This window comes from Oceanimonas doudoroffii (assembly GCF_002242685.1).
Taxonomy (GTDB): Bacteria; Pseudomonadota; Gammaproteobacteria; order Enterobacterales; family Aeromonadaceae; genus Oceanimonas; species Oceanimonas doudoroffii.
This window is the reverse complement of sequence record NZ_NBIM01000001.1, coordinates 1,501,204-1,526,332: the sequence shown is the minus strand read 5'-3', so window position 1 is coordinate 1,526,332 and position 25,129 is coordinate 1,501,204. Positions and strand designations below refer to the sequence as shown.

Below are 25,129 nucleotides of genomic sequence, written 5' to 3'. Positions count from 1 at the left end.
AGCATGGCAGAAAACCTCACCATTCCCAAGGTGGCATGGTATAAACGCAAGCTGATCTGGATAGTGCTGCTGGTGGTACTGGCCGGCGGTGGCGGGGCCGCGGCCTGGCTGCTGATGACGCCGGCCGAGCCGGTCGCCAGTACCGAGCCGGATCCTGCCGCCAATCAGGCCATGTATGTGAGTCTGACCCAGCCCTTTGTATTCAGTGTACCCGGTGGCACTCGGGATCGGCTGGTACAGGTTGAAGCCCAGCTGATGGTCAGGGGCATGGCCAACGCCGAGCTGGCCAAACAACATTTGCCCCTGCTGGAAAGCACCCTGCTTGACGTGTTCAGCCGTCAGAGCGCCGACAATTACCTTACCGCGGCCAGCAAGCAGGCATTGCGAAAAGAGGCGCTCGACGAGCTGAACCACGCCACCGCCGAGGTGCTGGAAAAGCGGCTGTTCGAGCGAGTGTTGTTTACCAGCATAGTGATGCAATAGGTGACTTGTGAGCGATCTGTTATCTCAGGATGAAATCGATGCCCTGCTGCACGGGGTAGACGACGTCGAAGAAGAGGAAGTCGGCTCCGAAGGGGGCGTGGCGTCCTTTGACTTCTCGTCCCAGGATCGCATTGTGCGCGGGCGCATGCCGACCCTGGAAATGGTGAACGAGCGCTTTGCCCGCCATATGCGCATCAGTTTGTTCAACATGATGCGGCGCACCGCCGAGGTATCCATCAATGGTGTGCAGGTGATCAAGTATGGCGAATATGTGCATTCGCTGTTTTTGCCCACCAGCCTGAACATGGTGCGCTTTCGACCGCTCAAGGGCATTGGCCTGGTCACCATGGAAGCCCGGCTGGTGTTTATTCTGGTGGACAACTTCTTCGGCGGCGATGGCCGCCACGCCAAGATCGAAGGGCGGGAGTTCACCCCCACCGAGCGCCGAGTGATTCAGTTGCTGTTGAAGCTGGTGTTTGAAGACTATAAAGAAGCCTGGGCGCCGGTGATGGACGTGGGGTTCGAGTACCTGGACTCCGAGGTGAACCCCACCATGGCCAATATCGTCAGCCCTACCGAGGTGGTGGTGGTGAGTTCCTTTCATATCGACCTTGACGGCGGCGGCGGTGACTTTCATGTGACCCTGCCTTACGGCATGCTGGAGCCCATTCGCGAGCTGCTCGACGCCGGGGTGCAGAGCGACAAGGGAGAAAACGATCTGCGCTGGGGCAAGGCCCTGCGGGATGAAATTCTCGATGTGGAAGTGGACATGGCGACCCGCCTGCTGGAAAAGCAGGTGAGCCTGCGCGACATCATGGACTGGAAGGCCGGCGATATTATTCCCATCAACATGCCCGAACACCTGCTGGTGTCGGTGGAAGACCTGCCCACCTTTCGCGCCCAGCTGGGCCGTTCTCAGGAAAAAATGGCGATTCGCATTACCGAAAAGATAAAACGCCCCGAAACCGTCAAGACCGAACTGCATGAAGTCACCCGCCGTGGGGTGCGCATTGACGGCGAGGCCGAGCTGGAAGAACTGGAAAGAACCATTGAGGACGCATAATGAGCGACGAGCAGAACGATCAAAATGAGCTGGATGATATCTGGGGCGACGCCATGGCGGAGCAGGACGGGGAGGTGAAAAAGGCCGAGCTGGACGACTTCAGCAATGATGGCCAGGCCCCCATCACTCAGGAGGAGCGGCGCAAGTTAGACACCATACTGGATATTCCGGTGACCATTTCCATGGAAGTGGGTCGCAGCCAGATCAGCATTCGCAACCTGCTGCAGCTCAATCAGGGCTCAGTGGTGGAGCTGGACCGGTTGGCGGGGGAACCCCTTGACGTCATGGTCAACGGCACCTTGATCGCCCACGGCGAGGTGGTGGTGGTGAACGACAAGTTTGGCATTCGCCTGACCGACGTGATCAGCCAGACCGAAAGGATCAAAAAGCTCAAATGAGGCAGTTACCGGTTTACCTGCTGCTGGCCACCAGTGCCCCTCTTTACGCTCAGGGCGGCCCCGACATTCAGTGGACTTCATGGGCGCTGTCGTCGGCGCTGGTCATTGGCCTGCTGCTGGTTTTGGGCTGGGCGGTGCGGCGGCTTAAATTACCGGCGCTGGGCGGCAATCGCCAGCTCAGGGTGGTAACCAGCCTGGCCCTGGGCCACAAGGAGAAACTGGTGGTGGTGCAGGTGGGCGAGGAGCAGTGGCTGCTGGGCATCACCCCCCAGAACATCAACCGGTTGGGCAAGCTGGAGCACCCACTGGCGGAGCCCCAGGCCGGCAGGAAATTGACGGGTGGGCAGCATGAGCCGCATTAACCGCTGGCTGCCGCTGTTGTTGCTGTGTGCCACCCCCGCCCTGGCCCAGCAGGGCATGTCGGCGGTAACGGTGACCACCAACCCGGACGGCAGCCAGGAATACAGCCTGACCCTGCAGGTGCTGGCGCTGATGACGGCGCTGTCGTTTCTGCCGGCGGTGGTCATCATGATGACGTCCTTTACCCGCATTATTGTGGTGCTGTCGATTTTGCGTCAGGCCCTGGGGCTGCAGCAGAGTCCGTCCAATCAGGTGCTGATCGGCATCAGCCTGTTTTTGTCGTTTTTCATCATGTCGCCGGTGCTGGATAGGGTCAACAACGAGGCCCTGCAGCCCTATCTGGCGGAAGAGATCGGCTCGAAAGAAGCCCTGGCCCGGGCCGAGCAGCCCATGCGCGACTTTATGCTGGCCCAGACCCGGGTCAAGGATCTGGACACCTTTCTCAATATTGCCGATGTGCAGGTGGACAGCGAGGCCGAGGTGCCGCTGCGCGTGCTGATTCCGGCCTTTGTTACCAGCGAGCTGAAAACCGCCTTTCAGATAGGCTTCATGTTGTTTTTGCCGTTTCTGGTGATTGATTTGGTGGTGGCCAGCATACTGATGGCGATGGGCATGATGATGCTGTCGCCCATGCTGATCTCGCTGCCGTTCAAGCTGATGCTGTTTGTGCTGGTGGACGGCTGGAACCTGATCATGGGCACCCTCGCCACCAGCTTTGGACTGGGAGCCCCGTAATGAGCCCGGAAACCTTCGTCGATCTGTTCCGCAGCGCCCTCTGGCTGGTCACGGTACTGGTGTCGGCGGTCATTTTTCCGAGCTTGGCGGTGGGGCTGCTGGTGTCCATCTTTCAGGCCGCCACCTCCATCAACGAGCAGACCCTGAGTTTTCTGCCCCGCCTGCTGGTGACCCTGGGCGCCCTGGCCGTGGGCGCCCATTGGGGGTTTGGCATGCTGATTGATTATTTTCACGAGCTGGTCGGCCAGATCCCTCAGGTTATCGGGTAAGACATCACTGGAAGCTTTAAGACGAAAGCTAGAAGACAACCCCAATTGTTTGCGGGAACCGAGTTTGCCTCACAAATAAGGTTGTAACTGAAGTCTTGCCACCCACTCGCTCGGGCTGCTTACAGCTTGTTTTGCAGGAGTGAATGTTTGAGTTATACCACCGCCGAGCTGATGCAATGGTTGGCCTCCTACCTCTGGCCCTTGTGCCGCATTGCCGGGTTGATGATGACCATGGTGATGTTTGGTGCCAACCTTACGCCGGTTTATACCCGGCTGCTGCTGGCGGTGGCCATGACCCTGGCGGTGGCGCCGGTGCTGCCGCCGATGCCGGCGGTGGAGCTGTTTTCGATGGCAGGCTTTCTGATCACCGTTCAGCAGGTGCTGATCGGCGCCGTTATTGGCCTGCTGTCCCAGTTCTTGCTGCAGACCTTCGTCACCGCCGGCCAGATTATTGCCATGCAGACCAGCCTGGGGTTTGCCTCTATGGTCGATCCCCTGAATGGTCAGTCGGCGCCGGTGGTGGGTCAGCTTTACCTGATGCTGGGCACCCTGCTGTTTCTCGGCCTTGATGGCCACCTGGTGATGATCGAGGCCATTGTGCTCAGCTTTACCTCAGTGCCGGTGGCCGTCAGTGGGCTGACGGTCGGCGACTGGCAGAACCTCGCCGGTTTGCTGACACTGTTGTTTCAGGCGGCGGTGGCCATGTCGCTGTCGGCCATCGTGGCCATGCTGCTGATCAACTTCAGTTTCGGGGTCATGACCCGGGCCGCCCCCCAGCTCAATATCTTCAGCGTGGGCTTTGCCATCAGCATGGTATGCGGCCTGTTTATCATGTGGCTGACCCTGGGCGGTTTTATGGATCATTTCGAAAATCAATGGCTGCGCATGCAGCAGGTGATGTGTGACACCCTGAGACTGACCTGCGAGGGAGGCTGACATGGCAGAGTCGGACGGCCAGGAAAGAACGGAACAGCCCACGGAGCAGCGCCTTCGGCAGGCGCGGGAAAAAGGCCAGATTCCCCGTTCCAAGGAGCTGGGCACGGCGGCGGTGCTGCTCAGTGCCGCCGCTGCCCTGCTGATGCTGGGGGATGCGCTCGGGGAGGCGTTGTCCATGGTGTTTGAGCAGAGTTTTCGGCTGGAACGAGCGGCCATTTTCGATCCGGCTACCATGATGCCGGCGCTGGCCGAGGCCATTGGCGGGCTGATGTGGCCGTTACTGGGCATGTTTGCCGTGGTGCTGGTGGCGGCCCTGGTGGGCAACAGCCTGCTGGGGGGCTTTAACTTCAGCACCCAGGCAATGATGCCAAAATTCAGTCGTCTCAGCCCGGTGAACGGCCTCAAGCGCATGTTTGGCGTGCAGGCGCTGGTCGAGCTGCTGAAGTCCATTGCCAAGGTGGTGTTTATTGCCACCATCGCGATCTGGCTGCTGTGGAGCCAGTTCGACCATATTCTGCGCCTCAGCGGTGAAACCCTGAACCTGGCCATGAAGGACGCCCTGGAGCTGTTGCTGTGGATGGGACTGGCACTGTGCCTGGCGTTGTTGCCCATCGTCGCCATCGATGTGCCCTTTCAGGTGTGGAACCACACTCGTCAGCTGAAAATGACGCTGCAGGAGGTCAAGGACGAATACAAGAACACCGAGGGCAAACCCGAGGTGAAAAGCCGTATTCGCCGGCTGCAGCAGGAAATGGCCAATCGCCGCATGATGGCCGAAGTGCCCACCGCCGACGTGGTGGTGGTCAACCCGACCCATTTCTCGGTGGCCCTGCGTTATGACAAGGACAAGCCCGGTGCGGCCCCCGTGGTGGTGGCCAAGGGGCTGGATGAAGTCGCCCTCAAGATTCGGGAAGTGGCCCGGGAGTATCAGGTGCCGGTGATTTCGTCGCCGGCCCTGGCCCGAGCGGTGTACTTCTCCACCAAGCTTGACCGGGAAATTCCCGATGGCCTGTTTGTGGCCGTGGCCCAGATCCTGGCCTATGTGTTCCAGCTTAACGCTTGGCGCAAGGGGCAGGGCAACAAGCCGGTACCGCTCAAGGACGATTTGCCCATCCCCGATGAGTACCGGGTATAAAGCACCGCAAGGCTGAAGCTATAAAGGAGCAAGCCACCTGTGGCTTCAGTCCATGACATCTCCCCCTCTGGCTGTTGATTTAAGTTGGTTTGTTTTTTGCATGTCAACCACCATGATTTTTGAACGTCAGCGAGTGTCATGGAGTTAAGGGCGAGGCTTTCACAGGCAAAACAGTGGTCCAAGTGGGTCAACAAGGGCATGGGTACGCCGCTGCTGGTGCTGGCGGCGCTCGCCATGGTGGTGTTGCCCATTCCGGCCCTGATGCTGGATGTGCTGTTTTCCTTCAATATCTCCCTGGCCCTGGTGGTACTGCTGGTGGCGGTTTACACCCAGCGTCCCCTCGACTTTGCCGCCTTTCCCACCGTGCTGCTGGTGGCCACCCTGCTCAGGCTGGCACTGAACGTGGCGTCCACTCGCGTGGTGCTGCTGGAAGGTCACCAGGGCGGCAATGCCGCCGGTAACGTGATCGAGGCCTTTGGCTCCGTGGTGATCGGCGGCAACTATGCGGTCGGCCTTATCGTCTTTCTGATCCTGATGATCATCAACTTCGCGGTGGTGACCAAGGGCGCCGGACGTATTTCCGAAGTGAGTGCCCGTTTTACCCTGGATGCCATGCCCGGCAAACAGATGGCCATCGATGCCGATCTCAACGCCGGCCTGATCAATCAGGATGAAGCCCGTACCCGCCGGGAAGAGGTCACGCGAGAAGCGGACTTCTACGGCTCCATGGACGGTGCGTCAAAATTCGTTAAGGGGGATGCCATTGCCGGCATCATGATCCTCTTTATCAATATCATCGGCGGTTTCATTATCGGCATGGCCCAGCACCAGCTGTCCTTTGGCGATGCCGCCCGGGTTTATACCCTGCTCACCATAGGTGATGGCCTGGTGGCGCAGATCCCCTCGTTGCTGTTGTCCATTGCCGCCGCCATTATCGTGACGCGGCAAAACACGCGGGAAGACATGGGCCAGGCCATGCTGGGTCAGCTTTTTGACAACCCGCGCTCCCTTGCCATCGCCGCCGGCATTCTGATCGCCATGGGGCTGGTGCCGGGCATGCCCCATTTTGCCTTCTTATTGCTGGGTGGGTTGTCTGCCTTTGGTGCCTGGTGGATGCACAAGCGCCAGGGCGAGCGTGCACAGCAACAGCAGGAAGCCGCGGCCCAGCCGCCGGCGGTGGCCGGCGGCAGCGAAAGCCGCGAGTTGAGCTGGGACGACGTGGTGCAGGTGGATACCATCGGCCTGGAAGTGGGCTACCGGCTGATCAGCCTGGTGGATGTGTCCCAGGGCGGCGAGCTGCTCAGTCGTATCAAGGGGGTACGCAAGAAGTTGTCCCAGGAGTTGGGCTTTCTCATTCCCGCCGTGCACATTCGCGACAACCTGGAGCTGGGCCCCAACCAGTATCAGATCACCCTGATGGGGGTCAGCTCGGGGCTCGCCGACATCTATCCCGAGCGGGAGCTGGCCATCAACCCGGGCCAGGTGTTCGGCCCTCTACAGGGCATTGATACTCGGGATCCGGCCTTTGGCCTGGAAGCCACCTGGATTGCCCGGGATCAGATAGAGCACGCCCAGAGCCTGGGTTACACCGTGGTGGATGCCGCGACCGTGGTGGCGACCCATCTCAGCCAGCTACTCACCAACAGCGCCGCCGTGCTGCTGGGTCATGAAGAAGTGCAGAACCTGATCGATCAGATAGGCCGCAGTCAGCCCAAGCTGGTGGAAGGCCTGGTGCCCAATACCCTGAGCCTGGCCCTGGTCACCAAGGTGCTGCAGAGCCTGCTGAACGAAGGCGTGTCCATTCGTGACATGCGCACCATACTGCAGACCCTGACCGAGTACGCCCCCAAGAGTCAGGATCCGGAAGTGCTGACCGCCGCCTGCCGAATCGCCCTGCGGCGGTTCCTGGTGCAGGAGATTGCCGGCACCGAGCGGGAGCTGCCGGTCATCACCCTGGCGCCAGAGTTGGAACAAATTTTGCAGAACTCTTTGCAGGCCGGTGGCGCGCAAGGGAGCGGCATAGAGCCGGGACTGGCGGAGCGCATGCAGCAGTCCCTGTCCCAGGCCGCCACCAATCAGGAGCTGGAAGGTCAGCCGGCGATATTGCTGACCTCGGGCATGTTGCGTACCACCCTGGCGCGCTTTGTGAAACATACCATTCCCAGTCTGCGGGTGCTGTCTTATCAGGAAGTGCCGGACGATCGTCAGATCCGCATCGTAGCCTCGGTCGGACAGCAGTAGCGGGGGGAGACTGAATGAAGATTAAACGGTTTTTTGCCAAGGACATGCGGGCCGCCCTGGCCGAAGTCAAGGAAGTGCTCGGGCCCGATGCGGTGATCATGTCCAACAAGAAGGTCTCGGGCGGCATTGAAATCGTCGCCGCCGTGGATGACGACGACGGAGCGCCGGTGGACAGCTCCCCCCGCGCCTTGTCCGACGACAATGTCAGAATTTCGTCGCAGGCCCGTCAGTTTGTACCGCCGCTCAGTGGTCAGCAGCAGGCCGACTCCCTGCAGGCCCTGCTCAGCCGGGGCAAACGCGACCCTTCCCCCAAAACCCTGGCCGAGCAGGTGGACTGGGGCCAGCCCGAGAAGCGCCGGGAGCCGGTGCTCAACCAGCCGTCGTCACTGTTTGCCGGCGGCGGCAAGGGCAGCCGTGACAGCCGGCAAAAGGAAAGTTCCAAAGACAAGGAACTGAACGCCATGCGCCAGGAAATTGCCAGCATTCGCCGGCTGCTGGAGCACCAGGTGTCGGGGCTGATGTGGCAGGAAGTGGAGCGGCGCGAGCCGGTGCGGGCCATGGTGATCAAGCAGCTCAGGCAGCTGGGCTTCAGCGACGGCTTTGCCGACATGCTGGCCATGCGGGTACACGAAAGTGCCGCCCCCCACGAGGCCTGGACCCAGATTGAAGCGGCGCTTAACGAGCTGCTGGTGACCGGCGAAGACGAAATCATGCGCCAGGGCGGTGCCGTGGCCCTGCTCGGTCCCACCGGGGTGGGCAAAACCACCACCATCGCCAAACTGGCGGCGCGGTTTGCCGCCCGTCACGGTGCCGATCAGCTGGCGTTGATCACCACGGATCACTATCGCATCGGCGCCCATGAGCAGCTGCAGACCTATGGCCGAATCATGGGTGTGGCGGTCAAGCAGGCGCGCACCTACGAAGAGTTGGCTCAGGCCCTGTATCAGCTGCGTCATCGCCGTCTAGTGCTGATTGACACCGCCGGCATGGGCCAGCGGGACATGCGCCTCAACGAGCAACTCGACACCCTGGTGGGGGATCGCCAGATTCGTATTCGTAATTACCTGGTGCTGCCGGCCACCGCCCAGCGCCGGGTGCTGCAGGAGGCGGTGGAGCATTTTCGCCGCATTCCCCTGGCCGGCTGCATTATGACCAAGCTGGACGAAAGCCTGTCGCTGGGCGACGTGCTCGACATCAGCATTCAGAACAGCCTGCCCATCAGTTATGTCACCGACGGTCAGCGGGTGCCGGAAGACCTGCGTCTGGCCAAGGCCGAGGAGCTGGTTCGCCAGGCCCTGGGCCGAGTGGAACAGCAGCAGGAAGAGCCCTACTACTGGGCCGCTTCCGACGCAGACGATGAGGATGCGCGTTTCTATGACTAATTGGTTTCAGGACCAGGCAAGCGGACTGCGGCTTATGAGCAAAATGAACAGAGTGCAGGTGATCGCCGTCACCGGGGGCAAGGGCGGGGTGGGCAAGACCAATATCACCCTCAATCTGGCCTCGGCCATGGCGGCACAGGGCAAGCGGGTAATGGTGCTGGATGCGGATCTGGGGCTGGCCAACGTGGATGTGCTGCTGGGCATTCGCGTGCGGCGCAACCTGTCCCATGTGTTGCGGGGAGAGTGCAGCCTCGACGACATCATGGTGGAAGGCCCACAGGGCATTCGCATTATTCCCGCCACCTCCGGCAACCAGTCGATGACCGAGCTGTCACCCCTGGAGCATGTCAGCCTGATTCGGGCCTTCAGCGAGATGCGCACCCCGGTGGATGTGCTGCTGGTGGACACCGCCGCCGGCATTTCCGACATGGTGCTCAGTTTTTCCCGGGCGTCCCAGGAAGTGCTGGTGGTGGTGTGCGACGAGCCCACCTCGATCACCGACGCCTATGCGCTGATCAAGCTGCTGTCCCGGGAGCACGGTGTCTTCCGTTTCAAGATTGTGGCCAACATGGTGCGCAGCCAGCGAGAAGGCATGGAGCTGTTCGCCAAGCTGACCCGGGTTACCGACAAGTTTCTCGACGCCTCCCTGGAACTGGTGTCCTGCATTCCCTTTGACGGTAACCTGCGCATGGCGGTGCGGCGCCAGACCCTGGTGGTGAATCAGTACCCCAAGGCGCCGTCGTCCATTGCCATTCGTGCCCTGGCCACCAAGGCCCTGACCTGGCCCACACCGCACCGGGCCCAGGGACACCTGCAATTTTTTGTAGAGAGACTGCTCGCCAATCCGGTGGCTGAGCAGGATGCCCGTGGTGATTAAGGCGCAGGCCTACGCCCGGCACAACAGCCAGGGCCTGGTGGAGCGGCACGCTGCCTTGGTGCGGCGCATTGCCCAGCATTTGCTGGCGCGCCTGCCCGACAGCGTTCAGCTCGACGATCTGGTGCAGTCGGGTATGGTGGGGCTGCTGGAGGCGGCGAAAAGCTTTGATGCGTCCAAGGGCGCCAGTTTTGAGACCTTTGCCGGCATTCGCATTCGTGGCGCCATGCTGGATGAAATTCGCCGGGGCGACTGGGTGCCGCGTTCGGTGCACCGCAACGGTCGCCAGATTGCCGAGGCCATGCATGCCATTCAGCGCCGTGAGGGCCGCCCGGCCCAGGATCGGGAAGTCGCCGACGAGCTGGGGGTGTCGCTGACCCAGTATCACACCATGCTGGCCGACGTTAATCACGGCAAGCTGCTGGAAATGGATGAATTTGAGCAGGGAGTGGAATACCAGGCCGATCCGGCCGTACATACCGGCAGCCCCTTTGCCGGTATGGCCAGAGACCGGTTTCAGCGGGCCCTCGCCGACGGCATTAAAACACTGCCGGAGCGGGAAGCCCTGGTGCTGTCGCTTTATTACGATGAAGAACTGAACTTGCGGGAAATCGGGGAGATCCTGTCGGTTTCCGAGTCGAGGGTGAGCCAGATCCACAGTCAGGCCATGCTGCGGCTTCGTTCCCGTTTAAAAGATTGGCAACAATGACATTTTTCGCGGCTTTCGGCGTAAAAACCTGATATTCGGCTCAAGAAGCCGGCGCGGCTGCCGATTTAACCCGGTGGCACGTTTTCATGGTCAGCGCTGATTGGCTCAGCGGACAGGAGGAATCGGTTGGACAAAAACATGAAAATCCTCATCGTGGATGATTTTTCCACCATGCGCAGGATTATAAAAAATTTGCTCAGGGATCTGGGCTTTAACAATACCCACGAGGCGGACGACGGCACCACGGCCTTGCCCATGCTCAAGAGTGGGGATTTTGACTTTGTGGTGACCGACTGGAACATGCCCGGCATGCAGGGCATTGATCTGCTCAGGGCCATTCGCGCCGACGACAAGCTCAGACACCTGCCGGTGCTGATGGTGACCGCCGAAGCCAAGCGCGAGCAAATCATCACCGCCGCGCAGGCCGGCGTGAACGGTTACGTAGTCAAGCCCTTTACCGCCGCCACTCTCAAGGAAAAACTCGAGAAGGTTTTTGAGCGCATCGGATAAGGGCATTGCCATGACACAACAACAAGGACTCATCAGTCTGGAGCAGGCCAGAGAGCTGGTGGCGCTGCTGGAGCGGGGCGATCAGGCCGGCGCCGACCGGCTGATGACCGATGTCTGCATGCCGCACGCAGATGCGCTGCTGGACCAGGTGGGCCAGCTGACCCGTCAGCTGCACGACGCCCTGAAGGAGTTTCGTACCGATCCTCGGTTGCCGGAGCTGGCGCAGACCGATATTCCCGATGCTCGGGAACGGCTCAACTATGTCATCGACATGACCGACAAGGCGGCCAATCGTACCATGGATGCGGTTGAGGCCAGTCTGCCCATTGCAGACCGGCTTAACGATCGTATTCAGCAGGTGATGCCGGGCTGGCGCGGGCTGATGCAACGGCAGTTGGAACTCAACAAGTTCAAGGAACTTTGCCATCAACTGGACGACTTTCTCCAGGATTCCGAGCAGGATGCCGACAGGCTGCGCCAGTTGCTTACCGAGATCCTGATGGCCCAGGATTACCAGGATCTCACCGGTCAGGTGATTCGCCGAGTGATCAAGCTGGTGCAGGAAGTGGAAGCCAAGCTGGTGGAAATTTTGTCGGTGTTTGGTCGCCTGCCCGGTGTCGAGCCCGCCACCGTCACCGGCAGCGCCTCGGCCATTGAGGCGGAAGGCCCCATCATCAATAAAGAGCAGCGCAATGACGTGGTCTCGGATCAGGACGAAGTGGATGATCTGCTGTCCAGCCTGGGATTTTAAGGAGCAAGCATGGGCTTTGAGGTAGACGAGGATATTCTGCAGGACTTTCTGGTGGAAGCATCGGAGATCCTTGAGCAGTTGTCGGAGCAGCTGGTGACTCTGGAGCGTCGGCCCGACGACAAGGATCTGCTCAACGCCATTTTTCGCGGCTTTCACACCGTCAAGGGAGGCGCCGGTTTTCTGTCGCTGACCGCCCTGGTGGATACCTGCCACAAGGCCGAAAACGTGTTCGACATTCTGCGAACCGGCCAGCGCCGTGTTACCTCGGAGCTGATGGATGTGATTCTGCGGGCGCTGGATACGGTCAACGGCATGTTCAGCGAAATTCAGAGCCGCCAGGAGCCGACCCCGGCGAATCCGGTCCTGCTTGAGGAGCTGGAGTTTTATTGCGGGCCCGAACAGCCGGGCGAAACCCCACCTCAGTCCAACACAGCCGAGCCGGCACCGGTGGCGAAAGGCATCGACGGCCTCGGTGAGCAGGAATATCAGCGCATGCTGGACGAGCTGAGCCAGCCCCAGAGCGAGGCCGACCATGACGACATTACCGATGACGAGTTTGAAGCCCTGCTCGATCAACTGCATGGGGCCGGCAAACACGGTGGCCTGCCTCAAACGCCGCCGGCGGCCGAGGACGAACCGGCTCATACCGAGGCGGCCGGACCCCTTGGACAGGACGACGATCTGATCGACGACGGCGAATTCGAGGCCCTGCTCGATCAACTGCACGGGGCCGGCAAGGGCCCGACCGGGGCGGCCGGGGGCGAACCTGCCGTCGCCCCAGCCGCCCCGGCGGCGCGGCCGGAGCCGGCTCCCAAGGCCGCGGCCCATCAACCGCCTCCCGCCGACACCACGGTGCGGGTCGATACCAGAACCCTGGACAGCATCATGAACATGGTGGGTGAGCTGGTGCTGGTGCGTAACCGTCTGCTCAGCCTGCAGTCGGGTCACGAAAACGAGGATATCACCAAGGCGGTTACCAATCTGGATGCGGTCACCGGAGATCTGCAGGGGGCGGTGATGAAGACCCGCATGCAGCCCATCAAGAAGGTGTTTGGCCGTTTTCCGCGAGTGGTACGGGATCTGGCCCGCAGCCTGAACAAGGAGATCGAGCTGGAAATGTCCGGCGAAGAGACCGATCTCGACAAGAACCTGGTCGAGGCCCTGGCCGATCCCCTGGTGCATTTGGTGCGCAATTCCTGCGATCACGGCATTGAAGCGCCCGAACAACGAGAAGCCGCCGGCAAGCCGCGCAAGGGCATCATTCGCCTGACCGCATCCCAGGAAGGCGATCATATTCTGCTCGGCATTGAAGACGACGGTGCCGGCATGGATCCGGAAAAGCTCAAAGGCATCGCCATGCAGCGGGGCATTCTCGACGCCGACGGCGCCGCCCGCATGAGCGACAACGAGGCCTACAACCTGATTTTTGCCCCGGGTTTTTCCACCAAGAGTGAAATCACCGATGTGTCCGGCCGGGGCGTGGGCATGGACGTGGTCAAGACCGGCATTACCTCGGTCAACGGCTCCATCTTTATCGACTCGGAAAAAGGCAAGGGTACCCGGCTGCAGATTAAGGTGCCGCTGACCCTGGCGATTCTGCCGACCCTGATGGTGGTGGTGGGCAGTCAGACCTTTGCCCTGCCGCTGACCAACGTCAATGAAATCTTCCACCTGGATCTGACCAAAACCAGCATGGTGGACGGCCAGCTCACCGTGGTGGTGCGCAACAAGGCCATTCCACTGTTTTATCTGCAGGACTGGCTGCTGCGGGGCGCTCGGCGCGAGCGCAAGCAAAAGGGACACGTGGTGATCGTGATGATCGGCAACCAGCAGGTGGGTTTTGTGGTGGACGGCCTTATCGGCCAGGAAGAGGTGGTGATCAAACCACTGGATCAGCTGCTGCACGGTACCCCCGGCATGGCCGGCGCCACCATTACCAGTGACGGTGGCATCGCCCTGATCCTGGACATTGCCGGCCTGATCAAGGCCTACGCGCGTCGCTACGCCTGACGCCATAACAGGGAGCACGACAACGATAATGACTATTCGGGTTCTGGTGGTGGATGACTCCGGTTTCTTTCGCCGACGGGTAAGCGAGATCCTGGCACAGGATCCGCTGATTGAGGTGATCGACACCGCCGCCGATGGCAGAGAAGCCATTAACAAGGCCAAAATGCTGCGGCCGGATGTGATCACCATGGACATAGAAATGCCGGTGATGGACGGCATCAGTGCGGTGCGTGAAATCATGAAGGATACGCCCACGCCGGTGCTGATGTTTTCTTCCCTCACCCACGAAGGCGCCCGGGCCACCCTGGAAGCGCTGGAGGCCGGCGCTATGGACTTTCTGCCCAAGCGCTTTGAAGACATCGCCCGCAGCAAGGAAGAAGCCATTTTACAGTTGCAGCAACGGGTGAAGGCCATTGCCCGTCGCCGTCCGCGGCTTGCTTCGCGACCGGCTTCGGCCCCGCCACCCCGTCCGGTCTCACCGGCTCCGCTCCGCCCCGGTCGCACCGAGGCCCCGGCGGCGGCCACCGAGCGGCGCAGCCTGCCCCGGCGCAGCGGCAAGAGTTACCAACTGTTGGCCATCGGCACCTCCACCGGTGGCCCGGTGGCGCTGCAGACGGTGCTGACCCGACTGCCGGCGAACTTTCCCCATCCCATCGTGCTGGTGCAGCACATGCCTGGCACCTTTACCAGTGCCTTTGCCGCCCGGCTCGACGGCCTGTGCCAGATTCGGGTCAAGGAAGCGGAAGATGGCGATGCCCTGCGCCCTGGCCATGCCTACCTGGCCCCCGGCGGCCGGCAGATGCTGTTTGAAGGCCGGCCGGGCTCTGCGCGACTGCGCATCATGGACGGTAACGACAAGGTCAATTACAAGCCCAGTGTCGACATTACCTTTGCCTCTGCCGCCAAGACCTATGGCGGCCGGGTGCTGGCGGTGGTGCTGACCGGCATGGGCGCCGACGGCCGCGACGGTGCCCGCCTGCTCAAGGACCAGGGCGCCAGTATCTGGGCTCAGGACGAGGATACCTGCGTGGTATATGGCATGCCCCAGGCGGTGGCCCGGGCCGGCATCGCCACCGAGTCGCTGCCGCTGCCGATCATTGGTGAGGCCATTGTCAACGAGATGGCGGGCTGACCCATGGCGCTCGCCGGCCTGTTACTCGCCCTTGCCTGCATCGCTCTGGCCCAGTGGTCTCATGGGGGGGATCTGTCGGTGCTACTCGACGGCCCGGCCCTGCTGATCGTGCTGGGCGGCAGCCTGGGGGCGGTCTGGCTGCAGACCCCCTGGTTTCAGCTGCGTTCCGCCCTGGTAGCGTTGGGCGCGGTCTTTGTTAGGCCGGTCTGGCCCTTTGGCGATCAGAGCGCCCGGCTGCTGCGTTGGTCTCACGAGGCGCGCCAGTCGGGCTTTCTGGTGCTGGAAAACCGGCTGCATTCCGACCGCTTAGACGACTTTACCCGCCAGGGCCTGCAGTGGCTGGTGGACGGCACCGAGCCGGCCATGATGGAGCAACTGCTCGACAACGAGCTGACCCGTATCGAGGAGCAAAAGGAGCTGGAAGCCCGCGTGTTTGAGGCCATGGGTGGCTACAGCCCGACCATCGGCATTATCGGCGCCGTGCTGGGGCTGATCCAGGCCATGTCGCACCTGGACGATCCGGCCCGGCTGGGCAGCGGCATTGCCGTGGCCTTTGTCGCCACCCTCTACGGGGTGGGGCTGGCCAACCTGCTGCTGTTGCCGCTGGCCAACCGGCTCCGGGCCATCTACCGGCTGGAGCTGCGTTATCGGGAGCTGACCGCCATCGGCCTGCTGGCCATTGCCCGGGGCGAAGGCAGCCTGTCGGTGAGTCGTCAGCTCAGTCAGTATCAGGGCGGCCGTCAATGAAACGCCGTTCGTTGTTGCCGGCGCACCAGGATCAGCATACCGAACGCTGGCTGGTGTCCTACGCCGACTACATGACCCTGGCCTTTGCCCTGTTTGTGATGCTGTATGCGGTGCATGCCAGCCGCAGCGAGCTGCGCCAGCCGGTGGTGGAAGGGGTGCAGCAGGCACTGGGACAACTGGGCGCTCATCCCACTCGGGAAGGGGCCATGACGCTGCAGGGACAGCCGGCCCTGCCGGTGAGCGAGCTGCCGGCGGCCACGTCTTCCGCCAACAGCCTGCATCGGCTTAGTGTGGGCTTGGGCGAGCGGCTGGCCCCTTTGCTCGACAAGGAGCTGGCCAGCGTTGAGTTGGGTGAGCAGGAGCTGGTGCTTACCCTGGACGGCAGCCTGTTGTTTTCCCAGGGCAGCGCCCTGCTCGGGCCCAACAGCGAGGCGTTGTTTTCGGCCCTGAGCCCACTGCTCAATCAGCATTTGAACTACCTGCGCGTGCGTGGTTTTACCGACAATGTGGCGGTCAGCAATGAGCTCTATGCCTCCAACTGGCAGTTGTCGGCGGAGCGGGCGCGGGCAGTGCTGGAGCGCTTGGAGCAGGACGGAGTGGCGCCGGCGAGGCTGGTGCTGGAAGCCTATGGCCGCAACCGGCCTCGGGCCGAGGGGCGGGGCGAGGCCGGCCGGGCACCCAACCGACGGGTGGAAATCGCGGTCTCCAGCCGGCGCTGGGCGCCCCCTGAGCCACCGCCACCGGCGCGTCCGCTGAGCCCCGAGGAGCAGGGCGGCATTCAGGTTTATGAGCTGCCGGGAGGCGGCATTCGCATTACCAACGACAGGGTGAGCCCGTGATAGTCTGGACAGTAGCAAATCAGAAGGGCGGCGTGGGCAAAACCACCTCAGTGGTGGCGCTGGCGGGCCTGCTGGCCCAGCGCAACAAGCGGGTGTTGCTGATCGACACCGATCCCCATGGCTCGCTCACGACCTACCTGGATTACAATCAGGACGGCCTGAGCCACACCTTGTTTGATCTGTTTCTGACCCCGGGAGCGGGGCGGGAGGATTTGCAGCGGGTGGCGTTGCAAACCCGTTTTGACGGCATCAGCCTGCTGCCTGCGTCCATTTCCCTGGCGACCCTGGAACGCAACTCCAGCGGTCGGGAAGGCATGGGACTGGTGCTCAAGCGGCTGCTGGCCGAGGTGCAGCAGGACTATGATGTGGTCCTGATCGACTGCCCCCCCGTGCTCGGCGTAATGATGGTGAACGCCCTGGCTGCCTGTGATCGTATTCTGGTGCCGGTGCAGACCGAATTTCTGGCACTCAAGGGGCTGGAGCGCATGGTCAGCACCTTTCGGTTGATGCACAAGGCGCGCCGGGACGGATTTAATTACACCGTGGTGCCGACCATGTATGATCAGCGCACTCGTGCCTCGGTGCAGAGCCTGGAAAGCCTGAAAGAGCAATACGGCGACCGGGTGTGGCCGGCGGTGATTCCGGTCGACACCAAGTTTCGTGACGCCAGCCTGCGTCATGAGCCGCCATCCTATTTCGCCAAGGGCAGCCGGGGCGTATATGCCTACCAGACCCTGCTGCGCCATTTGTGGCGTCTCGACGGAGGGGATGAGCCATTATGAATCAACGTCAGTTTTCCGCCCTCGACGACTATTTCGATGCCCTGCTGGAAGAGGGCCCCGAGCCGCAACCCAAAGTGGCGGTCGAAGCCGAGCCTGAATCAAGGCCAGTTGCCGCCGCGGATCCGCAGGAAGAAGCGCGACGCCGTTCGCTGGAGTCGTTGCTTGCCCGGGTCGCCGAGCTGAAGGAAGAAGAGGCGGGCATCGTCCTGCCAGAAGCGTCTGTTGAGGCGCCGGCCATCGAGGTCGAGCCCGGGGTTCCCTCGAAAGTCGAGCCGGTGGTGGTGCCCGAACCGCCGACACCCGCCCCGGCGCCGGAACCGGCGATGCAACGCGAGCCGGACGCGCCGGCCTGGCGCAACATGGACACCGAGCCTCGCTTTCAGGCACTGTTTTTTGAGGTGGCGGGCATGACCTTTGCTGTGCCCCTGACGCATCTGGGGGGCATCTATCAGGTGTCCAAACTGACCAGCCTGTTTGGCAAGCCGGCCTGGTTTGCCGGCATCATGACCGAGCGGGAACGTCAGCTCAGCGTGGTGGACACGGCCCGCTGGGCCATGCCCGGCCACCGTCAGGAGGAGGAATACCAGTATCTGGTGACCCTGGGTGAAAGCAACTGGGGGCTGGCCTGTCACCAGCTGAAAGGCACCGCCCTGCTCACGCGGGAGCAGGTCAAGTGGCGCGCCGTGCCCGGCTCCCGGCCCTGGCTGGCGGGCATGGTAAAGGAAAAAATGTGTGCCCTGCTGCACGTGGATGCATTGATTGCATTGCTGGAGCAGGGCAAGAATATTGACGGAAAGCGGGTTTGAGTGACTCGGGAGTTAAAGGTATGAGCAATCATCGCAATTTAGCGGAAAATCTGGCCGAAGACGAAGTGTTGCAGTGGGTGACCTTTCGCCTGGACAACGAAACCTATGGCATCAACGTGATGCAGGTACAGGAGGTGTTGCGTTACAGTGACATCGCACCGGTACCGGGCGCCCCCGACTACGTGCTGGGCATCATCAACCTGCGCGGCAATGTGGTGACTGTGCTCGACACCCGGCTGCGCTTTGGCCTGCCACCGGCGGAAATCAGCGACAGTACCCGCATCGTCATTATCGAGGCGGAAAAGCAGGTTATCGGCATATTGGTGGACAGCGTGGCCGAGGTGGTTTATCTCAAGTCCTCGGAGATTGAAAGCGCGCCCAATGTTGGCACCAGCGAAAGCGCGCGCTTTATTCAGGGGGTGTGCAACCGGGAGAATGAGCTGCTGATCCTGGTGGATCTCGACAAGCTGCTTTCCGACGACGAATGGGATGAGTTGAGTCAGCTTTGATGATAGGCGAAACCGCACTTATCCTGGCGGCCCTGGCGCTGTTGTTGGCGCTGGCTGCCATCATGATTGCCTGGCAGATGTGGCGCCGCAGCCAGCGCAAGCTGGACGCCATGAGCACGTTGATGCGGGAATTGTCACGCAGTCGCGACAGCTATCGCAAACAGCTCGAAGAGCTGCAGACGGCCAATATCGGCATGGGCAAGAAACTGGCCGATCTGGGCCGCCAGCTCGGCGGTTTGCAGGAGCAGCAACAGGAGCTGGCGCTCAAGGATCCCCAGAGCAAGCTCTACAGCCGGGCCGCCCGCATGGTGCAGTTGGGGGCAGACGTGGAAGAGATCATGGCCGAATGTGAAATGCCCCGCGCCGAGGCCGAACTGCTGCTGTCACTGCACCGCCAGCGCTAAGTGACAGGAGCGCAGGCTGCCAGCCTGCATTAGGCGTAGGTTGCGAATGAGCGCAGCGAATTCCAACACGCAGGCGGCTGCAAAATGTTGGGATTCGCTGCGCTCATCGCCAACCTACTTCTTCTCCTGCCACCGAAGTTTGTTCCGTAATAAACGCCCGGTCATACGGCCCAATGAGCCGATGGGCAGGTCTGTGCTGCCACCTTGTGTTAAACTGGCGCTCCTTTTTGAACGTTCTGAATGCTTACCTATGCTTGAAGCCCACGCCCTGACCTGTGTTCGTGAGGAACGCACCCTGTTCAGCGAATTGTCGCTGTCGGTGTCTCCCGGTGAGCTGGTGCAGATCGCCGGCCCCAACGGTGCCGGCAAGACCAGCCTGCTGCGGTTGCTGGCCGGCCTGTCCCGCCCTTATGAGGGGGAAGTGTGCTGGCAGGGAGAAAACATCGAGCACTGCCGCGACGGTTATCACCAGGAGCTGTTTTACCTGGGCCATCAAGCCGGCATCAAACACGAGCTCACCGCCTATGAAAACCTGGCCTTCTTTCGCCGCATGCATCACCAGGGCAGCCGGGCCAATCTGTGGGAGGTGCTGGCGCGGGTGGGCCTGGCCGGTCTGGAAGAGCAGTACGCAGGCCAGTTGTCCGCCGGCCAGAAACGTCGCGTGGCACTGGCCCGGCTGTGGCTGGGCGGCCCTCGCCTGTGGATCCTCGATGAGCCCTTTACCGCCATCGACAAGCACGGCGTCAAGGTACTGGAGCGGCTGCTTATCGATCATACCGACGCCGGCGGCATGGTGCTGATCACCACCCACCAGGATCTTCACCTCTGCGCCGATCGGGCGCGTATTCTTCACCTGGCTCCGTCCCGGGAGGACGACGCATGATGCACACCTTTACCGGCGTGGTGCGCCGGGAGCTGGTCGGCGCCCTGCGCCGGCGCGCCGACATTCTTAATCCGCTGTGGTTTTTTGTGATCGTCATTACCCTGTTTCCGCTGGGAGTGGGGCCGGAGCCGGCATTGCTGGCGCGCATTGCCCCGGGCATCGTCTGGGTGGCGGCACTGTTGTCGTCGCTGCTGGCGCTGGAGCGGCTGTTTCGGGACGACTATATTGACGGCACCCTGGAACAAATGATGCTGATGCCCTGTCCTTTAGGGGTGGTGGTGCTGGCCAAGGTATTGTCGCACTGGTTGCTTACCGGGCTGCCGTTGCTGCTGCTGTCACCGCTGGTGGCGGTGTTGCTGAGCATGGACATGGCCGGCTTTCAGGGGATGTTCTGGACGTTGTTGCTGGGCACGCCCATCCTCAGCCTGCTGGGGGCCATTGGTGTGGCGCTGACCGTGGGCATCGGCAAGGGCGGGGTGCTGCTCAGCCTGCTGACCCTGCCGCTGTATATTCCGGTGCTGATTTTTGCCACCTCGGCCATTGAGACCGCCGGCCTGGGGCTGCCCTACAGTGGCCAGCTGGCCATTCTCGGCGCCATGCTGGCGGGCAGTGTGACCCTGGCGCCCTTTGCCATCGCGGCGGCGCTGCGGGTAAGTGTAAATTAGTTTTATTTCAAGCGGTTTGGCGGGCAAAGATTTCTAAAGCGAGCAAATTTGGGGTATCTTAAGCCCGCCCAAAAAATGATTAGTACAAAAAAGGTCTGTGAGCAAGATGTGGAAATGGTTACACCCTTACGCCAAGCCGGAAGAGGCCTACCGAATTGCCGGCCTGTGGCTGCCCTGGTTCGCCGTGTTCAGCCTGGTCTCCTTTATTGTGGGGCTGGTCTGGGGACTGGCGTTTGCGCCCGCCGATTATCAGCAGGGTGACGCCTTTCGCATCATCTACATTCACGTGCCTGCGGCCATCATGTCGATGGGGGCCTATTCTTCCATGGCGGTGGCCGCCTTTATCGGCCTGGTGTGGCAGATAAAAACTGCCGACATGGCGGTGTCGGCCATCGCCCCGGTGGGCGCCGTGTTCACCTTTATCGCCTTGTTTACCGGTGCCGCCTGGGGCAAGCCCATGTGGGGCACCTGGTGGGTGTGGGACGCTCGCCTCACCTCCGAGCTGATTCTGCTGTTCCTCTATCTTGGCGTTATCGCCCTGTACAATGCCATTTCCGACAAGGTGCTGGCCGGTCGCGCCGCCGGCATCCTGGCGCTGGTGGGGGTGATCAACCTGCCCATCATTCACTACTCGGTGGAATGGTGGAACACCCTGCACCAGGGCGCCACCATCACCAAGTTTGACCGGCCATCCATCTCCAATGACATGCTCTGGCCGCTGCTTATCATGATATTTGCCTTTATCTGTTTTCTGGGGGCGCTGACCCTGATGCGGTTACGCAACGAGCTGATTCGTCGCGAATCCCACCGTCCCTGGGTGCTGAAACTGGCGGAGGAACACCATGAAATTTGATAGCTGGTCAGCCTTTCTTGCCATGGGCGGCTACGGCTTCTTCGTGTGGTTGTCTTTTGCCGTCACCCTGCTGGCCCTGCTGGGGCTGGTGGTGGCCACCATAACAACGAGAAAACGCTTGCTGCGCCAGGTCAGCCAAAAACAGGCCCGGGCCGCCCGACGCGAGGCCGCCCGCAAGTTGGAGAACACCCTATGAACCCCAGACGTAAAAAGCGAATGACCCTGCTGTTGGCCGTGGTGGCCGGGCTGTCGGTAATGACCGGCCTGGTGCTCTATGCCCTGCAGCAGAACATCGACCTGTTTTATACCCCCACCGAGCTGGTGCAGGGTAAGGGCAAGGAGCAAATCAAGCCGGAAGTGGGTCAACGCCTACGTATCGGTGGTCTGGTGGTACCGGGCACAGTAGTGCGGGATCAGCAGAGCCTCAAGGTCAGCTTTGGACTGGTGGACGCCGGTGGAGAGCAGGTGACCGTGCGGTTTGACGGCATATTGCCCGATCTGTTTCGTGAAGGACAGGGCATAGTGGCACAGGGGACCCTGGCCGACGCCCGCACCGTGGATGCCTTTGAGGTGCTGGCCAAGCACGATGAAGAATACATGCCACCCGAGGTGGCGGAAGCGCTCAAGGGAATGGAGCACTTGAAACCCGAGTACACGGAGGCGCAGCTGAAGGGTAGCTCCCTATGATTCCTGAGTTAGGTCAATTCACCCTGGTGCTGGCCCTGGCCAGTGCCCTGGTGCTGAGTATTTATCCGCTGCTGGGAGCAACCCGTGGCAACACCGGCATGATGCTGTTGGCCCGGCCCTTGGCCTATGCCCAGTTTGGCTTTCTGCTGATTTCCTTTCTGTGCCTGACCTGGGCCTTTGTGGAGCACGACTTTACCGTGCTTTACGTGGCGTCCAATTCCAACAGCCTGCTGCCGCTGGCCTACCGTATTTCGGCAGTATGGGGCGCCCACGAAGGCTCGCTGCTGCTGTGGGTGCTGATCCTGGCTGGCTGGACCGCCGCCGTGGCCCGCTTCAGCCGGGCGCTGCCGCTGGGTGCGGTGGCCCGGGTACTGAGTGTGATGGGCATGATCGCCATCGGCTTTTTGCTGTTTGTGCTGTTCACCTCCAACCCCTTTGAACGTACGCTGCCGTATTTTCCGGTGGATGGTCGGGACCTGAACCCGCTGTTGCAGGATCCGGGGCTGATTTTCCACCCGCCCATGCTCTATATGGGCTATGTGGGCTTTTCGGTGGCCTTTGCCTTTGCCATTGCCTCACTGATGAGCGGCAAGCTGGATGCAGCCTGGGCCCGCTGGTCCCGGCCCTGGACCATGGCCGCCTGGATCTTCCTGACCCTTGGTATTGCGCTGGGCTCCTGGTGGGCGTATTACGAGCTGGGCTGGGGTGGCTGGTGGTTCTGGGACCCAGTTGAAAATGCCTCCTTTATGCCCTGGCTGGCGGGCACGGCGTTGATCCACTCCCTGGCGGTGACCGAGAAGCGCGCTACCTTCAAGGCCTGGACCGTGCTGCTGGCAATAATGGCGTTTTCCTTAAGCCTGCTGGGTACCTTCCTGGTGCGCTCCGGGGTACTGGTGTCGGTGCACGCCTTTGCGTCCGATCCCACTCGGGGCCTGTTTATTCTGGTGTTCCTGCTGCTGGTGGTGGGCTCGTCCCTGCTGCTGTATGCCATTCGCGGCGCCGAGGTGCGCAGCCACGGCAAACATGAGCTGGCCAGCCGAGAAAGCCTGCTGCTGGGTAACAACATCATTCTGATGGCCGGCCTGGTGGTGGTGCTGATTGGTACCCTGTTGCCCCTGGTACACAAAGAACTGGGCATGGGCAGCATCAGCATAGGGGCGCCCTTCTTCAACAGCCTGTATGCCTGGCTGATCATTCCCTTTGCCCTGCTGCTGGGGGCCGGCCCCCTGTTCCGCTGGCGCCGTCAGCCGATGCAGGAAGTGAACGGCAAGCTGCTGCTGGCGCTGGTACTGAGCGTGGTGCTGGGCGTCAGCCTGCCCTGGTGGTTCTCCGACCATTTTGAGCCCTGGGCTGCCCTGGGCATTGGCCTTGGGGTGTTTATCACCATTACCAGCCTGCAGGAAACCTGGACCCGGGCTACCCATCGCCATACCTTTATGACCGGGGTGCGCAAGCTGGGTAACAGCCACTGGGCCATGATCCTGGGCCACATCGGTCTGGCGGTGACCATAGTCGGCATCAGCTGCACCCAGCTTTACAGCATTGAGCGGGACGTGCGCATGACCGAGGGCGATACCGTCACCTTTGCCGATTACACCTTTACCTTTGAGGGCATTCGTGAGGCCGATGGCCCCAACTACGACGGCTACAAGGGCGTGATCAGCGTGGCCAAGAACGGCCGGCCGCTGACCGAGCTCAAGGCGGAAAAGCGCATGTACCTGGTGCAGCGCATGTCGATGACCGAGGCCGCCATTGATGCCGGCTTTACTCGGGATCTCTATGCCGCCCTGGGTGAGGAGCTGGACGACGGCGCCTGGGCGGTGCGGCTTTACTACAAGCCCTTTGTGCGCTGGATCTGGTTTGGCGCCGTGTTGATGGGCATTGGTGGCGTGATCGCCATGCTCGACAAGCGTTATCGTTTTGGCCGCAAACAGACCCTGGAGGCTTCATGAACCGGCGCATTCTGATCCTGTCCATTCCGCTGCTGCTGTTTCTCGGGGCCAGTGTGTTCCTGTACAAGGGGTTGTTTTCCGATCCCACCGAGCTGGAGTCGGTGCTGATCGATCAGCCGATTCCCGAGTTCACCCTGCAGGACCTGCATGATCTCGACAAGCAGCACGACAAGGGCATCTTTACCGGTCAGCCCATGTTGCTCAATGTGTGGGCCACCTGGTGCCCGACCTGTTATGCCGAGCATGAATACCTCAATGAGTTGAAGGCGAAAGAGGGCATTTACATCATCGGCATGAATTACAAGGACGAACGGGAAAAAGCCCTGCGCTGGCTGGACAACCTGGGCAATCCTTATGCCATCGACCTGTATGATCCGCGCGGCATGCTGGGACTGGATCTGGGCGTCTACGGCGCTCCCGAGACCTTTCTTATCGACAGCAATGGGGTCATTCGCTACCGCCATGTGGGTGACGTGAACGACAGGGTATGGCAACAGACCCTCAAGCCCATTTTTGAACGAATGGAGTAAACCCCCATGTGGATGAAAATGTGGATGCGCGTGCTGACCCTGGCCGCCCTGTTGTGGCTGCCCCTGGCCCAAGGGGCCATCGACGTGTACGAATTTGAGGATTCTGCCCGCGAAGAGGTATTTCGCGAGTTGCTGCGGGAGTTGCGCTGTCCCAAGTGTCAGAATCAGGACATTGCCGACTCCAATGCCGAACTGGCCAAGGATCTGCGGGACAAGACCTATCAGATGCTGCAGCAGGGGAGCAGCAAGCAGGAAGTCATCGATTACATGGTGGCCCGCTACGGCAACTTCATTCTCTACAAGCCGCCCTTTATGGCATCCACCCTTATCCTCTGGGCCGGCCCGGTACTGGTGCTGGTGATCGGTGCCCTGGTGGTGCTGGTACGGACCCGCAAAAAATCGGCCACCGCCAACGACGAGGCCCTCAGCGCCGAGGAAAAACAACGCCTCGACCGCCTGCTGAACAAGAACAAAGAGAGCTGAC

General features: G+C 61.3%; 30 protein-coding genes. All 30 read left to right on the top strand.

The window, feature by feature from the left end:
- Positions 1-3 precede the first annotated feature (3 nt).
- The 30 genes from B6S08_RS07085 to B6S08_RS06940 all read left to right on the top strand — a co-directional run bounded on the left by B6S08_RS07085 (position 4) and on the right by B6S08_RS06940 (position 25,128).
- A complete protein-coding gene (locus B6S08_RS07085) occupies positions 4-483 on the top strand; it encodes a flagellar basal body-associated FliL family protein (RefSeq protein WP_094200022.1) in 480 nt (159 codons plus the stop codon).
- A gap of 7 nt (positions 484-490) precedes the next feature.
- The gene (gene fliM, locus B6S08_RS07080; RefSeq protein WP_094200021.1) at positions 491-1,546 is read left to right on the top strand and encodes a flagellar motor switch protein FliM; all 1,056 of its coding nucleotides are present in this window, start codon (positions 491-493) and stop codon (positions 1,544-1,546) included.
- Complete coding sequence (fliN, locus tag B6S08_RS07075; RefSeq protein WP_094200020.1) at positions 1,546-1,944, top strand: flagellar motor switch protein FliN; 399 nt, start codon at positions 1,546-1,548, stop codon at positions 1,942-1,944. Before fliM ends, fliN begins: the two co-directional genes overlap by 1 nt.
- Positions 1,941-2,306, top strand: a complete 366-nt coding sequence (gene fliO, locus B6S08_RS07070; RefSeq protein WP_094200019.1) for a flagellar biosynthetic protein FliO — start codon at positions 1,941-1,943, stop codon at positions 2,304-2,306. Before fliN ends, fliO begins: the two co-directional genes overlap by 4 nt.
- Positions 2,293-3,039: a flagellar type III secretion system pore protein FliP gene (fliP, locus tag B6S08_RS07065; RefSeq protein WP_094200576.1), complete on the top strand. Its 747-nt coding sequence runs from the start codon at positions 2,293-2,295 to the stop codon at positions 3,037-3,039. Before fliO ends, fliP begins: the two co-directional genes overlap by 14 nt.
- On the top strand, positions 3,039-3,308 hold the full coding sequence (gene fliQ, locus B6S08_RS07060) for a flagellar biosynthesis protein FliQ (RefSeq protein WP_094200018.1): 270 nt from the start codon (positions 3,039-3,041) through the stop codon (positions 3,306-3,308). Before fliP ends, fliQ begins: the two co-directional genes overlap by 1 nt.
- Positions 3,309-3,455: 147 nt before the next feature.
- Entirely contained in the window at positions 3,456-4,244 is a 789-nt protein-coding gene (gene fliR, locus B6S08_RS07055) for a flagellar biosynthetic protein FliR (RefSeq protein ID WP_094200017.1), read from the top strand.
- A gap of 1 nt (position 4,245) precedes the next feature.
- Positions 4,246-5,379, top strand: coding sequence for a flagellar biosynthesis protein FlhB (gene flhB, locus B6S08_RS07050; protein ID WP_094200016.1), 1,134 nt, complete (start codon positions 4,246-4,248; stop codon positions 5,377-5,379).
- Between the two features lie 138 nt (positions 5,380-5,517).
- A complete protein-coding gene (gene flhA, locus B6S08_RS07045) occupies positions 5,518-7,620 on the top strand; it encodes a flagellar biosynthesis protein FlhA (RefSeq protein WP_094200015.1) in 2,103 nt (700 codons plus the stop codon).
- A 14-nt stretch (positions 7,621-7,634) separates the two neighbouring features.
- The gene (flhF, locus tag B6S08_RS07040; RefSeq protein ID WP_094200014.1) at positions 7,635-9,002 is read left to right on the top strand and encodes a flagellar biosynthesis GTPase FlhF; all 1,368 of its coding nucleotides are present in this window, start codon (positions 7,635-7,637) and stop codon (positions 9,000-9,002) included.
- Positions 8,995-9,879, top strand: a complete 885-nt coding sequence (locus B6S08_RS07035; protein ID WP_094200013.1) for a MinD/ParA family ATP-binding protein — start codon at positions 8,995-8,997, stop codon at positions 9,877-9,879. The genes flhF and B6S08_RS07035 overlap by 8 nt, the downstream gene beginning before the upstream one ends.
- Positions 9,872-10,585 carry an RNA polymerase sigma factor FliA gene (locus tag B6S08_RS07030; protein ID WP_094200575.1) on the top strand — a complete coding sequence of 238 codons (714 nt, stop codon included), beginning with the start codon at positions 9,872-9,874 and terminating at the stop codon, positions 10,583-10,585. The genes B6S08_RS07035 and B6S08_RS07030 overlap by 8 nt, the downstream gene beginning before the upstream one ends.
- A 138-nt stretch (positions 10,586-10,723) precedes the next feature.
- Positions 10,724-11,095: a chemotaxis response regulator CheY gene (gene cheY, locus B6S08_RS07025; protein WP_425435323.1), complete on the top strand. Its 372-nt coding sequence runs from the start codon at positions 10,724-10,726 to the stop codon at positions 11,093-11,095.
- 10 nt (positions 11,096-11,105) lie between these two features.
- Positions 11,106-11,846 (top strand): protein phosphatase CheZ, encoded by a 741-nt coding sequence (locus tag B6S08_RS07020; RefSeq protein WP_094200574.1) that lies wholly within the window; start codon positions 11,106-11,108, stop codon positions 11,844-11,846.
- A 9-nt stretch (positions 11,847-11,855) separates the two neighbouring features.
- Positions 11,856-13,856, top strand: a complete 2,001-nt coding sequence (locus B6S08_RS07015) for a chemotaxis protein CheA (protein WP_094200011.1) — start codon at positions 11,856-11,858, stop codon at positions 13,854-13,856.
- 28 nt (positions 13,857-13,884) lie between these two features.
- Positions 13,885-14,988 carry a protein-glutamate methylesterase/protein-glutamine glutaminase gene (locus B6S08_RS07010; RefSeq protein ID WP_094200010.1) on the top strand — a complete coding sequence of 368 codons (1,104 nt, stop codon included), beginning with the start codon at positions 13,885-13,887 and terminating at the stop codon, positions 14,986-14,988.
- 3 nt (positions 14,989-14,991) lie between these two features.
- Positions 14,992-15,735, top strand: coding sequence for a flagellar motor protein (locus B6S08_RS07005; protein WP_094200009.1), 744 nt, complete (start codon positions 14,992-14,994; stop codon positions 15,733-15,735).
- On the top strand, positions 15,732-16,574 hold the full coding sequence (locus B6S08_RS07000) for an OmpA family protein (RefSeq protein ID WP_094200008.1): 843 nt from the start codon (positions 15,732-15,734) through the stop codon (positions 16,572-16,574). The genes B6S08_RS07005 and B6S08_RS07000 overlap by 4 nt, the downstream gene beginning before the upstream one ends.
- Positions 16,571-17,356, top strand: a complete 786-nt coding sequence (locus B6S08_RS06995; protein ID WP_094200007.1) for a ParA family protein — start codon at positions 16,571-16,573, stop codon at positions 17,354-17,356. The genes B6S08_RS07000 and B6S08_RS06995 overlap by 4 nt, the downstream gene beginning before the upstream one ends.
- Positions 17,353-18,162, top strand: a complete 810-nt coding sequence (locus tag B6S08_RS06990; protein ID WP_094200006.1) for a chemotaxis protein CheW — start codon at positions 17,353-17,355, stop codon at positions 18,160-18,162. Before B6S08_RS06995 ends, B6S08_RS06990 begins: the two co-directional genes overlap by 4 nt.
- Positions 18,163-18,182: 20 nt before the next feature.
- The gene (locus B6S08_RS06985) at positions 18,183-18,671 is read left to right on the top strand and encodes a chemotaxis protein CheW (protein ID WP_094200005.1); all 489 of its coding nucleotides are present in this window, start codon (positions 18,183-18,185) and stop codon (positions 18,669-18,671) included.
- A complete protein-coding gene (locus tag B6S08_RS06980) occupies positions 18,671-19,075 on the top strand; it encodes a DUF2802 domain-containing protein (protein ID WP_094200004.1) in 405 nt (134 codons plus the stop codon). Before B6S08_RS06985 ends, B6S08_RS06980 begins: the two co-directional genes overlap by 1 nt.
- Before the next feature lie 250 nt (positions 19,076-19,325).
- On the top strand, positions 19,326-19,958 hold the full coding sequence (gene ccmA, locus B6S08_RS06975; protein ID WP_094200003.1) for a cytochrome c biogenesis heme-transporting ATPase CcmA: 633 nt from the start codon (positions 19,326-19,328) through the stop codon (positions 19,956-19,958).
- Positions 19,955-20,623: a heme exporter protein CcmB gene (ccmB, locus tag B6S08_RS06970; protein ID WP_094200002.1), complete on the top strand. Its 669-nt coding sequence runs from the start codon at positions 19,955-19,957 to the stop codon at positions 20,621-20,623. The genes ccmA and ccmB overlap by 4 nt, the downstream gene beginning before the upstream one ends.
- Before the next feature lie 106 nt (positions 20,624-20,729).
- A complete protein-coding gene (locus B6S08_RS06965) occupies positions 20,730-21,476 on the top strand; it encodes a heme ABC transporter permease (RefSeq protein ID WP_094200001.1) in 747 nt (248 codons plus the stop codon).
- A complete protein-coding gene (gene ccmD / locus B6S08_RS06960; RefSeq protein WP_094200000.1) occupies positions 21,466-21,672 on the top strand; it encodes a heme exporter protein CcmD in 207 nt (68 codons plus the stop codon). Before B6S08_RS06965 ends, ccmD begins: the two co-directional genes overlap by 11 nt.
- Complete coding sequence (gene ccmE / locus B6S08_RS06955; RefSeq protein ID WP_094199999.1) at positions 21,669-22,163, top strand: cytochrome c maturation protein CcmE; 495 nt, start codon at positions 21,669-21,671, stop codon at positions 22,161-22,163. Before ccmD ends, ccmE begins: the two co-directional genes overlap by 4 nt.
- On the top strand, positions 22,160-24,115 hold the full coding sequence (locus tag B6S08_RS06950) for a heme lyase CcmF/NrfE family subunit (protein WP_094199998.1): 1,956 nt from the start codon (positions 22,160-22,162) through the stop codon (positions 24,113-24,115). Before ccmE ends, B6S08_RS06950 begins: the two co-directional genes overlap by 4 nt.
- Positions 24,112-24,645, top strand: coding sequence for a DsbE family thiol:disulfide interchange protein (locus tag B6S08_RS06945; RefSeq protein WP_094199997.1), 534 nt, complete (start codon positions 24,112-24,114; stop codon positions 24,643-24,645). Before B6S08_RS06950 ends, B6S08_RS06945 begins: the two co-directional genes overlap by 4 nt.
- A 24-nt stretch (positions 24,646-24,669) precedes the next feature.
- A complete protein-coding gene (locus tag B6S08_RS06940; RefSeq protein ID WP_240919671.1) occupies positions 24,670-25,128 on the top strand; it encodes a cytochrome c-type biogenesis protein in 459 nt (152 codons plus the stop codon).
- Position 25,129: the final 1 nt, after the last annotated feature.